Annotated in this window: 12 protein-coding genes; 6 read left to right on the forward strand and 6 right to left on the reverse strand. The window is 66.7% G+C overall.

The window, feature by feature from the left end; genetic code table 11:
• The first annotated feature begins 202 nt into the window (after positions 1 to 202).
• Positions 203 to 574 (forward strand): hypothetical protein, encoded by a 372-nt coding sequence (locus RMO40_RS00785; protein ID WP_309714999.1) that lies wholly within the window; start codon positions 203 to 205, stop codon positions 572 to 574.
• A gap of 115 nt (positions 575 to 689) precedes the next feature.
• On the opposite strand, the gene RMO40_RS00790 is transcribed toward RMO40_RS00785, so the two are convergent.
• Positions 690 to 2,933, reverse strand: coding sequence for a winged helix-turn-helix domain-containing protein (locus tag RMO40_RS00790; RefSeq protein WP_309715001.1), 2,244 nt, complete (start codon positions 2,931 to 2,933; stop codon positions 690 to 692).
• Positions 2,934 to 3,096: 163 nt separating this feature from the next.
• On the opposite strand from RMO40_RS00790, the gene RMO40_RS00795 reads away from it, so the two are divergent.
• The 3 genes from RMO40_RS00795 (at position 3,097) to RMO40_RS00805 (ending at position 5,473) form a co-directional block, all read left to right on the forward strand.
• Positions 3,097 to 3,999 carry an alpha/beta fold hydrolase gene (locus RMO40_RS00795; protein ID WP_309715003.1) on the forward strand — a complete coding sequence of 301 codons (903 nt, stop codon included), beginning with the start codon at positions 3,097 to 3,099 and terminating at the stop codon, positions 3,997 to 3,999.
• A 62-nt stretch (positions 4,000 to 4,061) separates the two neighbouring features.
• Positions 4,062 to 4,586: a GNAT family N-acetyltransferase gene (locus tag RMO40_RS00800; protein WP_309715005.1), complete on the forward strand. Its 525-nt coding sequence runs from the start codon at positions 4,062 to 4,064 to the stop codon at positions 4,584 to 4,586.
• A 167-nt stretch (positions 4,587 to 4,753) separates the two neighbouring features.
• Positions 4,754 to 5,473, forward strand: a complete 720-nt coding sequence (locus tag RMO40_RS00805) for a hypothetical protein (protein ID WP_309715007.1) — start codon at positions 4,754 to 4,756, stop codon at positions 5,471 to 5,473.
• Positions 5,474 to 5,575: 102 nt separating this feature from the next.
• Here the strand turns inward: RMO40_RS00805 and RMO40_RS00810 are convergent, their stop codons facing one another.
• Genes RMO40_RS00810 through RMO40_RS00830 form a run of 5 tightly spaced genes read right to left on the reverse strand, consistent with a single transcriptional unit; the run spans position 5,576 to position 9,624 of the window.
• A complete protein-coding gene (locus tag RMO40_RS00810) occupies positions 5,576 to 7,291 on the reverse strand; it encodes an AMP-binding protein (protein WP_309715009.1) in 1,716 nt (571 codons plus the stop codon).
• 25 nt (positions 7,292 to 7,316) lie between these two features.
• Complete coding sequence (locus RMO40_RS00815) at positions 7,317 to 8,549, reverse strand: serine hydrolase (RefSeq protein WP_309715011.1); 1,233 nt, start codon at positions 8,547 to 8,549, stop codon at positions 7,317 to 7,319.
• The gene (locus RMO40_RS00820) at positions 8,546 to 8,818 is read right to left on the reverse strand and encodes a hypothetical protein (RefSeq protein WP_309715013.1); all 273 of its coding nucleotides are present in this window, start codon (positions 8,816 to 8,818) and stop codon (positions 8,546 to 8,548) included. Before RMO40_RS00820 ends, RMO40_RS00815 begins: the two co-directional genes overlap by 4 nt.
• Positions 8,805 to 9,050 (reverse strand): helix-turn-helix domain-containing protein, encoded by a 246-nt coding sequence (locus RMO40_RS00825; protein ID WP_309715014.1) that lies wholly within the window; start codon positions 9,048 to 9,050, stop codon positions 8,805 to 8,807. The genes RMO40_RS00820 and RMO40_RS00825 overlap by 14 nt, the downstream gene beginning before the upstream one ends.
• 10 nt (positions 9,051 to 9,060) lie before the next feature.
• Positions 9,061 to 9,624, reverse strand: coding sequence for a DUF2975 domain-containing protein (locus tag RMO40_RS00830; RefSeq protein WP_309715016.1), 564 nt, complete (start codon positions 9,622 to 9,624; stop codon positions 9,061 to 9,063).
• Positions 9,625 to 9,765: 141 nt separating this feature from the next.
• On the opposite strand from RMO40_RS00830, the gene RMO40_RS00835 reads away from it, so the two are divergent.
• Positions 9,766 to 10,824, forward strand: a complete 1,059-nt coding sequence (locus RMO40_RS00835) for an aldo/keto reductase (RefSeq protein ID WP_309715018.1) — start codon at positions 9,766 to 9,768, stop codon at positions 10,822 to 10,824.
• 11 nt (positions 10,825 to 10,835) lie between these two features.
• Complete coding sequence (ybaK, locus tag RMO40_RS00840; protein ID WP_309715020.1) at positions 10,836 to 11,327, forward strand: Cys-tRNA(Pro) deacylase; 492 nt, start codon at positions 10,836 to 10,838, stop codon at positions 11,325 to 11,327.
• The last annotated feature ends 3 nt before the right edge of the window (positions 11,328 to 11,330 follow it).

Here is an 11,330-nt window from a genome sequence, read left to right on the forward strand (position 1 = left end):
GCGCTCGGCTCGCGGCGCGTGGTGACCCTGCATCACGAAGGGGAGCCCATGCGCAAATGGGCGATTTGCAAAGAGCCGAAGCCCTAGACGAGCGCATTCGTGCTTCCACATATCGACACCCCGCATACGTCGAATTTTCGAACCGAATGCGCGCCGAGCGGGGCGGCAGTTCATCCATCACAAAACCTTAGGAGCGAGTTGCATGATCAGAGGCAAAAAGTTGAATGTGGTGCACGTTGTGGCGTTTCGCAAGAATCCAGATAGTCCAGTTGAACTTCGCGTGACACCCGACGTATTGGATTTGACGCAATTTTCTAAGGGTTCCCGAACTATTCAATGGACGTTGGACACGCTGGGCTACCACTTTCCAGATGATGGAACAGCAATTGAGTTCACGTCGCCAGGGTCGGAGAGGTCCTTTGGGAAAGTGAAGGTTGCTTGCAAAGGGAAAATTGCCCAAGTTCGCAACAACAACAATGACGGCCTTGCCTATGCTTACACGGTGCGGGTTGTTGACGAGTCGACTGGCAATCTTGCGATTCTCGATCCGATCGTACAAAACCAATCGCCTTGAGAACGGTCGACGAACAGACTGATCTCTAGGTCCTGAGTCAGTGTCTTCGTGAATGTGAAAGAGTCCGCACGACAGCCGCCTGTGGGCGCACAAATGACAGTGCGATCTGGTTGGTTCAGCGCTTTTGCCCAGGTAGGCCGAAGTCACGCGCCAGTGCGCTGGCTTCAGGCATCAAGGCTTCCGCGCCTTCGGCATCGCCTTGTTCCCTCAGCGCATGGATCAGGTTCCACAGCGCCACACACAAGGTCGACGGCGAGCGCTGGGCACGCAGCATCGTGACCAGCGCTCGCCCTCGATGCACCGCCTCGTCGACCTCACCCAAGGCCAACGCGAGATCAGCCAGGTGCGACATCGCGCGCAGCCGCCCGCGCTCGTCGCCAGCGGCCATGCGCAACACCAGCTCGGCTTCGCGTGCCTCGCGGCTGTCGCTCAACCGGCCTTCGGCTCGCGCCACATCGGCGCGCGCGCGCTGGCCCCAAGCGCGCTCGCGGGCAGGCCAGTCGGGCTTTTCCAGTGCGAGCGCTTCTTCGAGTGCCGCTCGCGCTTGTGCATTGGGTTCGCTCCACATGCCAGCCAGGCCGGCCAGCTCGGCGTACAGGCCGTGCACGTCGCCCAGCTCACGGTAGAGCCGGTGCGCCTGTTCGGCCGCCGCGCGTGCGCGCTCGGGCGCCATCTCGGACCACGCCCATTGCGCGGCGCGCCACCATTGGGCGGCGAGCGGTTTGGGGGTAGAAGCATCGAGCATCGACTCGCTCAGGTCATGCCATTGGCGGGCTTCGCCGTGCAGCGACAGGTGGTGCCACAACGGCGCTGCCGAACCGACGAGCGCTACGACGGTGTGAGCGTCACTCTGCGAATGTGCCCAGCCGAGCGCCGCACGCAGGTTGTCGAGCTCGGGTTCGTAGCAGGCCAGCCAGTCGGCGTCGCTCATCTTCAGCCAGTTGCTTGGCGAGGCTTCGAAGAACTTGCGCACAGCGGCTGCGTGACGCGTGCGCAGCAAGTCGTGTTCGGTGCCCGATTGCAGCTGCGCCAAGGCATAGGCGCGCGCGGTTTCGCTCAAGGCATATCGCGGTGGGTCGCTGGCGCTCACGCTGAGCAGCGAGTGTCCGGTGAGCGTGGCCAGAGCGTCGATCAAGGCCCATTCGTCGAGCTCGCGTGACGCGAGCACGGCGCTTGCCAGGCTGAGCGTGAAACCGCCCGCAAACACACCGAGCTGCTGGAACACACGCCGCTCGGCTTCGGGCAGCAGCGCCAGGCTCCACTCCAGCGCGGCTTGCAGCGTCTGGTGGCGTGAGGGCGCCGAGCGGCTGCCGCCGGCGAGCAGCTTGAAGCGGTCGTCCAGCCGCTCGGCCACGCCGCGCACGCCCAGCAGGGGCACACGCGCGGCGGCGAGTTCCAGTGCCAGGGGCAGGCCGTCGAGGCGTTGGCAGATGTCGATCACGTCGCGCACGTTGGTGTCGCTCAGCGCAAAGCGGCGGTCGGCGGCGCGGGCGCGTTCGGTGAAAAGGGCGACGGCGCCGTGTTGCGCGGCACCCAGCGCGCTGCTGCCGGCCTCGGGCACGGCCAGCGCTTCGAGGCGCAATACCTGTTCACCTTGCAGCCGCAGCGGTACCTGGCTGGTGACGAGCAGGCGCACGCCAGGCGTGCCTTGCAGCAGGGCCTGCACCATCACGGCCAGGTCGTCGAGCAGGTGCTCGGCGTTGTCGATCACCAGCAGCAGCTGCATCGGCTTGAGCGCGGTCACCAGCGCCGTCAGCGCGTCGCCGCCGGGGGCGAGTTGCAGCGCCAGCGCCTGTGCCACGGTGCCGACGATCAGGCGCGGGTCGGTGAGTGAAGCCAACTCGACCCAGGCCACGCCGTCGGATCGGGCCGCACCGTGCGACTGAGCGGCACAGCGGGCGAGCGTGGTCTTGCCGATGCCGCCTGCGCCCACCAGCGTGACCAGCGCATGCTGTTCCAGCAGCGCCAGCAGGCTGGCCAGCTCGGCGTCGCGGCCGAGCAGGGGCAGGCTGCGCTCGGGCAGGGCCAGCGCGCGGGGCGGCGAGGGTGGGGCGGCGGGTGGCTGGTCGCTCGCCAGCGTGAAGCGGTAACCCCGCCCGGGGATGGTGGCAATCGCCTGTGGCCCGAGCAGCTTGCGCAGGGCCGACACATGCACCTGCAGGTTGTTTTCTTCCACCACCAGGCCGGGCCAAACCAAGTCGAGCAGCTCGTTTTTCGACACCAGCCGGTCGCGGTTTTCCACCAGGGCCAGCAGCAGGTCGAAGGCACGGGCACCCAGCACGGCGGGCTGGCCGTCGATGAGCAGCTGGCGTTGCGCTGGTCGCAATGCGACGCGGCCAAAAAGATATTGATCAGGCACGAGGCCCCTCCTGGGCCGCAATTTACGCGATCGCTCGGCTTTCAGAACGATTCAGGCCGCTCAAGGACGCGGGCAGGGCCTGCGCCGAACACTGCAACGACCGACTGCAGCACGTACCCAGCTCTCAAAAGGGGCGCGCTGCGGCACCAGCCAAGGAGCGAACATGAACATCTCTCTTCACTTGCCGATCTCTCCACGCGCCGCGCCGGGCCTGCACTGGCTCACGGGTTTTTTCACGCGCCCGCACCACAAAGCGGTGGCGCTGGACAGCTCGCTCAGCACGGCCTCGCCCGATGAGGTGAGCTTCCCTTCCCGCGATGGCCGCGCCCGTGTCGAAGCCAGCATGCTGCCTGCCACCCAAGCCAGCGCGGCAGTCGTGCTGGTGGTGGGCCAGGTGGGTTGCTGGGGCAGCGACGCCCGCGTCGAAGGGCGCAGCCTGCATGTGCGCACGATGGCGCAGGCGCTGCGTGCGCGGGGCATCACGGTGCTGGTGACGCGTTTGCGTGGTCACGGTGAGGCAGAGCGCCACGACGTGCTGGGCGCCATCGACTACCTGCTCGCGCTGGGCTACCGCCCAGGCAGCATCGGTGTGCTCGGCGCCTCCATCGGCGCGATGGCCGGGCTGTTGGCCGCGGCCGAAGAGCCCGCCGTGCGTGCCGTGGTGGCCGACAGCCCGCGCGGCGGCGGCCTGTCTGCGCAGCTGCCGCCCCTGGGTGCGCCATTGCTGCCCTTGGCGCGCTGGCTGGGCCGGGTGTTGTCGGGCGTTGATCTGGGGCGCCGGCCGATCCTGGGTGACCTCACGGCGCTGCGCAACCGCTCGGTGCTGATCATTCAAGGCCGTGGCGACAAGGTGGTGACACCGGCTGCCGCGCAGACCCTGGCCAAGGCCTGCGGCGCGCGGCTGTGGCTCACCGCCAGCCAGTCGCACGCCGGCACGCTGCACGAGGCCTTGCCGCTCTACATCACTCGGGTGGTCGACTATTTTTGCCATCACCTGCAGGCGCAGGCCAGCGCGCCGCTTGTCGTGCCGGGCCTCGCGCCGGCATGGCAGCCCGCATCGGCTTGAATGCGCGTGGTTTGAACGCACAGATTGACGTATTGAGGGGTGCGGGCTGCGAGAATGTGCGCATGCCCTCACATCCGACGACCGACTCCACCGACATTGCCCCTCCGCCGCCGGTGCTGCTGCGCCCGGCCGAGCTGCGCGACGTGCAGCCCATCGTGGCCCTCATCCGCGAGCTGGCCGAGTTTGAAAAGCTGACGCACCTGCTTCAGGTCACCCCCGAGAAGCTGCGCCCGCACCTGTTTGGCGAAAAGCCGGTGGCCGAGGCCATGGTGGCCGAGGTGGGCGGCGAAGTGGCGGCCTTCGCGCTGTACTTCACCAACTTCTCCACCTTCCTGGCCCAGCCAGGCCTCTACCTCGAAGACCTCTACGTGCAGCCCGCCCACCGTGGCAAGGGCCTGGGCGAGGCGCTGCTCACACGCCTGGGCAAACTCGCTGCCGAGCGTGGCTACGGCCGCTTCGAGTGGAGCGTGCTCGACTGGAACGAAAACGCGATCCGCTTCTACGAGCGCATGGGCGCCACCGTGATGCCCGATTGGCGCATCTGCCGCATTGCCGGCGACTCGCTGGCGGCCTTTGCCACACGCTGAACGACCCCTTATTCACGGGGGTGCCGAGCTTCATGGCTGATCCATCGCGCGACGGCGTGAATTCCTACGGAGTCGTTACGTAAAACTACCGTGACAGCCTGGCGTCAAGGCGCTTCAATGCTTCAATCGATGCAAAGCAAAAAGCGTCAAGGGGCAAGGTGAGTGTTTTGGCAAGAAAACTGAGCCGTTGGCTGGGCTCGGGTGACGACCCCGTCCAACGAGATCGTTGGCAGCAACTGGCTGCCGACTCCGGCGCGACCAGCCAGGCCGAGTGGCATTTGTCGGGCCAGCGTGGTGCGGTGGCGTGGAGCCTGCCCAGCCTGTTTGCCGACGGCGAAGCCAACCCGCGTGAAGAATATCTGCGCTGGCAGGCAACTGGCCTGCCCGGCACCCTGGCATGCGAGATCGTGCCGCGTGCGCAGTACGAAGACTGGGCGGTGCGCTCGGCCGCCGGCCTCGACTCGGGCACCGGCGCTTCTGACGCGTCGCTGGCGCGCGCCCTTTCGGCCTTTGCGGCCGAGACACTCGGCTTCGAGCCTTCGCGCTTCGTGCCCTGGCAGCCGGCCGCAGACGGCCACAGCGCGGTCGACCCCGGCGATCAATCGCTCGAAGAATTCGCCATCAACTGGGTGGTGCTGGCCGGCGAGCCGGCGGTGGCGAGCCGCCTGCTGTCGCGCCGCTTCCAGGAAAGCTGGGTGGTGGCGAGCCAGTTGCTCACCGATGCCAAGAACCGCCCCGCGACCGACCTGCGCCTGCGTGTGGGGGGTGGCACTGCCCAACTGCACACCACACGCGCCCACCGCAACATGCCGCTGGAGGCGGTGCAGTCGTTGGTCGATCTGGGGCTGGTGTTGCTCGACACGCTCGAGGGCCGGGAGGCGCCGTAATACCTCAATCCCATCCGTTCGCCCTGAGCCTGTCGAAGGGTGCGCTGTGCACTGCGCTGGGCTTCGACAGGCTCAGCCCGAACGGAGAGTGGTGCAGGGGTGTCACGAACCGGCCTGCGGGTTCTTCGCGCGTTCTTCCTCTTGCAGCCGCAGCAGCTTGCGCTGCACCTTGCCCGTGGTCGTCATCGGCAGCGCGTCGATGAATTCGATCTCTTTCGGGTACTCATACGGTGCGAGCTTGCCGCGCACGTGCTGCTGCAGTTCTTCCACCAGTTGCGGTGAGCCTTCGAAACCCGCCGCCAACACGACATAAGCCTTGACCACCGCGCCGCGCTCGGCGTCGGGTTTGGGCACCACGGCGGCGTTGGCCACGGCCGCGTGTTTGACGAGGCAGTTCTCGATCTCGCTCGGGCCGATGCGGTAGCCCGCAGCCTTGAACACATCGTCGCTGCGGCCCTGGTACCAGAGGTAGCCGTCAGCATCCATCACCGCGGTGTCACCTGTGCGGCACCATGAGTTGTCGGGGTCACCGGTGAATTTGGCGCGGGTGGCGTCGTCGTTTTTCCAGTAGCCCAGGAAGAAGATCGGGTCGGGCTGGCCATGCACGTCGCGGCGGTGCACCGCCACGTCGCCGGGGGTGCCACGCGGGCACTCCTGGCCTTGTTCGTCGATCACCGCGATGCGGTGACCGGGGTAGGGGCGGCCCATGCTGCCGGGGCGAGCCGGCCAGGCCTCGTGTGCGGTGCCGGTGGTGTCGACGTATTGACCGCAGTTGCCGACCACATAGTTGATCTCGGTCTGGCCAAACATCTCGTTGACGGTCACGCCGAGTTGGTTGCGGCAGTAGTCGAACACCGCATCGCCCACCGCCTCGCCAGCGCTCATGATGGCGCGCAGCTTCAGCTTGTAACGCTCGCGCGGCGCGGGCACGGCTTTCATCATTGCCTTCAGCGCGGTGGGAAAGAGAAAGGTGTTGGTCACGCCATGGCGCGCCATCAGCTCAAACGCCTTGTCGGGTGCAAAGCGGCCCTGGTAGGCCACGATGGGGTGGCCGAAATAGAGCGTGGGCAGCAGTGCGTCCATCAGCCCGCCGGTCCAGGCCCAGTCGGCGGGTGACCAGAACACGTCGCCGCGTTGTGGAAACCAGTTCTGGCTGCACACGAAGCCGCTCAGGTTGCCGAGAAGCGCGCGGTGTGGGAGGAGCGCGCCCTTGGGCGGGCCGGTGGTGCCGCTGGTGTAGATGAGCACGGCGGCTTCGTCGGCATGCGTGGCCAAGGCGGTGAAGCTCGCCGGCTCGCGTGCGAGCAGCGCGGGCCAGTCTGCGTCGCCCTGGCCAAGTGCCGCGCCCACGGCCACCACGGTGCGCAGCTCGGGGCACTCGGCCCGTGCAGCGAGCAGGTGGGCCATGGCGTTTTCATCCACGAGCGCGAGCTTTGTTTCGCTGTGCTGCAAGCGGTAGGCGAGGGCGTCGGGGCCGAACAGCATCGACAAGGGCATGGCCACGGCACCCAGCTGGTAGATCGCGATGTGGGCCACGGCGGTCTCGATGCGCTGGGGCATCACGATGGCCACACGGTCGCCGCGCGCCACGCCCAGGCGTTGCAGGGCATGGCTCAGCCGGTTGGCCTGGGCCTGGAGCTCGCCGTAGCTGCAGCGTTGGGCCTGGCCGTTTTCATGCTCGTAGAGCACGGCCGTGGCCTCGGGCGTTTCAAAGGCCCAACGTGTGCAGCACACGTCGGCGATGTTGAAACGCCGCGGCAGCTTCCAGTGAAAGCCGTGGTGGAGCTCGCGGTAGACGTTGCCAGGGTGTTGCTGCATGCCCATGTCTCCTGTGCCCCGCCGGTCATTCAAGGGCTTGTTGTTTGCGCCAGGTCTCAAGTGTCTTCAGCAGTGTGCTGGCAGTGGCCACCGCCGACACGTCGGAATTGATGGCGACCGCCACATAGGCGTTCAGAAGCGGATCGTAGGCGACCACCGCGTTCGCCCCCGGTGCCCCACCCAGATGGGCCAGCCAGCGGCGCGCGCGGCCTTGCTCATCGGTCCATTCGGTCACCATCACGCCTTGCCCGTAGTAACTGCGGGTGCTGTCGAACATCGGGTAGAGCGCATCGAAGCTGCTGCGCGCCGTGGCGGTGGGGACCAAAGCGCCGGTGAGCCAGGCGTGCCAGAAGCGCAGCACGTCGTCGGCGCGCGCGGCGATGCCGCCTGCGGCAAAGGGTGTGGCCTGTGCGGGGTCGTCTTTCGGCAGGTTCCCCGGGTGCGAAACCACCAGGCCTGGCGTTGCCCCGCCGGGCTCGATCACTCTGCTGTGTTGCAGGCCGAGCGGGGCGAAGACGCGTTGCTGCATGAGTTGTGCATAGGGCGTCTGTTCGCTCAGTTCGAGGGCGCGGCCCAGCATCACGTAGCCGGTGTTGCTGTAGCTCCAGTAGGCGCCAGGACAAAACAGGTTGCTGCTGGCCTGCGCGGTGTGGATGATCGTGTCGGGTGAGTGGTACACGTCCGGTGGCAGTGGGGTGTCGAGCTCGCCCGAGTTGAAGCTGCGCAGCCCGCTGGTGTGGTTCAGCAGGTGGTTGATCGTGATGTGGCGTGCTTCGGGGAACTGCGGCCACCAGCGGCTGATGGGCTCATCGAGCCTGAGCCGGCTGCGCTGTGCCGATTGCTGTACCAGGCTGGCGGTGTAGGCCTTGCCGACGCTGGCCCACCAGAACAGGGAGTTGTTGTCTACGGCGGTCGCCGGTGCGTTGCGCGCAAGGCCTTGGGTCTGGGTCCACAAACCCTGGCCGGCCACACCGACCGCCACTGTGGCACCCGGTGCGCCCGTTTCCCGCAACACGGCTTGCAGTTGTGTTGACAGGTCGTTGGCCAGTGAAGTGGGGACGGAGGTCCGAAGCCAGGCACCATCGTCGTCCAGCGGCCAGGTGCTGTGGGGCAGCGCCGCATGCAGCGGCAACGCGCCGCGGTAGGGGAGTGCGCTGCTGCAGGGAGGGGTGTCGCGTGGGGCCGGATCGGCACTGCCGCCGCAGGCGGCCAGGGCCGTCACCAGCAAGGCGCAACCCGCCCGCACCGAAAGGCTCATCGTGCGGCCGCAGAGGCGGCTGCATCGGCAACCGGGGGGCGTGAATCGGTCGGGGTGGCGCCTTGCAGCCGCAGGCGCTCGCGCTCGTACTGGTGGTGTGAGGGCAGGCGATCGGTCTGCGGCACGGCGCGTGGGCCCGGTTGTCGCGCGGCGTTGTCGGCGCCCTGGCGAGCACCCTCGTAGAAGCTGCGCTCCCAGTAGGTACTCGAACAGGCGCTGAGGGAGAGGGAGAGCAGCAACGATGCCGCCAGGTGACTAGGGGTTGTCATGGGGACTCTCTTCGGTGGTGGATGGATCGCCCGGGCGGTACTCCAGCAGGTCGCCGGGTTGGCACTGCAGCACCTCGCAGATGCGTTCGAGCGTGTCGAAGCGCACACCGCGCACCTTGCCCGATTTGAGCAGCGAGATGTTCTGCTCGGTGATGCCCACACGCTCGGCCAGCTCGCGTGAGCGGATCTTGCGGCGCGCCAGCATCACGTCGAGGTTCACGACGATGGGCATGTCAGCGCTTTCAAACGAACTCGGCGTTTTCTTGCGCAAGCCGCGTGGCCTCGCGCATCACCGAGGCGATGGCCAGCAGCACGGCACCCGCCAGCAGCGAGACATAGTCGTCGCTCGACAGGCTCAGCGTCAGCGCGCGCTCCCCCGGAGGGTTGTGCCAACTGAGGACGAGCGAGAGCGCCGCCCCCGTCAGCGGCTTCACCACGCCCACCAGCATGGCCACGATGCCCAGTCGACGCAGGCGCAGGGCCGCGGTTTCGGTGAAGACATGGCCGCGGGCATAGTCATCGAACAGCTTCCACAGCTGCGTCAGCCCGAAGAGGGTCAGGGCCACGGCCGGGAGCAGGGCCGTGGCCACCGCCCAGCGCAGCTGCGGCGTGACCGGCAGGTCGCGGGCTGCAGGCACCGCGCTGATGGCGCGCGCCAGCAACTCGGGTTGCAGCCCGATGGCCAGTGGGAGGGAAGCGATCATCACGCCGGCCAACAAGGTGAGTGCACGAACCCACCATGCAATGCGCTGGACCGTTGCCAGGGCGGGGCTGCTGGCGAGCAGTGGTGAGACGGGTTGGGACATGGCGTTGTGTTTATTAAACAATCAACTTTTAATGTAAAACAGTAAATAATGACTGTCAAGCAAGAGCTATCGCGAGTGACAGCGAAGCCAGGGCGATTGCGGCACACTCCCGGCTTCCTATCACCTCTGCAAGCAGCCACCATGCAGCACATCTCTCTCGGCCGCAGCGACCTGCGCGTCACCTCCATCTGCCTTGGCACCATGACCTTCGGGCAACAGGTCGGCGAAGACCTGGCGCATTCGCTGCTCGATCACGCGCTGGCGAGTGGTGTCAACTTCATCGACACCGCCGAGATGTATTCGGTGCCCGCGCGCCGAGAGACCTACGGCGCCACCGAACGCATCATCGGCAACTGGTTCGCCGCCCGGCCCGGTGTGCGCGAGAAAGTGGTGCTGGCCACCAAGGTGGCCGGGCCATCGCGCAACATGGACTGGATCCGCAACGGCAGCGCCAACCTCACCGCAGCCGACATCGTGCAGGCCTGCGACGACAGCCTCACGCGGCTGCGCACCGACCACATCGACCTGTACCAGCTCCACTGGCCGAACCGCAATGCACCGGTCTTCGGCACGGTGTATTTCGACCCGAAGTACGACAAGGCATACACCCCGATCCGTGAGCAGCTCGAAGCCTTCTCGGGCCTGGTGAAGGCGGGCAAGGTGCGCTACATCGGCTTGTCCAACGAAACCCCGTGGGGTGTGAGCGAGTTCGTGCACCTGGCCGAGCAGCATGGCCTGCCGCGTGTGGCCAGCGTGCAAAACCCCTATGCACTCAACAGCCGCGCGCTCGACAACGGGCTCGATGAAACGCTGTACCGGCTGGGCGTGTCGCTGCTCGCCTATTCGCCGCTGGCCTTCGGTGCGCTCACCGGCAAGTACGACAGCACCGGCTTCACCGGGCCCGAATCACTCGGCCGCCTGGCCGCCTTCGAGTCCACACGCAAGCAGCGCTGGGGCCGACCCGAGGCGCTCGAGGCGGCCCGCGCCTACAACGCGCTGGCCCGCCAGCATGGCCTCACGCCAACGCAGCTCGCGCTGGCGTTTTGCTACACCTCGTGGCGTGTGGCCAGCACGATCATCGGTGTGACGAACAAGGCCCAGCTCGACGAAAACCTCGCGGCCGCGAGCATCAAGCACACACCCGAGTTGCTGAGCGAAATCGACTCGATCCGCTGGAAGCACCGCGACCCCGCCCTCTGACCTGATCGACGATGGCGAAGAAAGACCACGTCTCAGAAACGCCCGCCACGCAGCTGCTCAAAGCGCGTGGCGTGGGCTACACCGAACACGTCTACGACTATGTCGAGCATGGCGGCACCACCGAATCGGCGCGCCAGCTGGGTGTGGACGAGCATCACGTCGTCAAGACCCTGGTGATGGAAGACGACAACGCCAAACCGCTGATCGTGCTGATGCATGGCGACCGCCAGGTGAGCACCAAGAACCTTGCGCGCCAGATCGCGACCAAGAAGGTGGCGCCCTGCAAGCCCGAGGTGGCGCAGCGCCACAGTGGCTACATGGTGGGCGGCACCTCGCCCTTCGGCACCAAGAAAGCGATGCCGGTGTACGTGGAGCAAAGCGTGCTGGACTTGCCTCGCATCTACATCAACGGCGGGCGGCGTGGCTACCTCGTGGGCATCGCGCCACAGGTGCTGGTCGAGCTGCTGAATGCCAAGCCGGTGCAATGTGCCGGTGCAGAATAGCTG

The sequence above is a fragment of the Rhizobacter sp. genome, assembly GCF_031412075.1.
In the GTDB taxonomy this organism is placed as follows: domain Bacteria; phylum Pseudomonadota; class Gammaproteobacteria; order Burkholderiales; family Burkholderiaceae_C; genus Rhizobacter.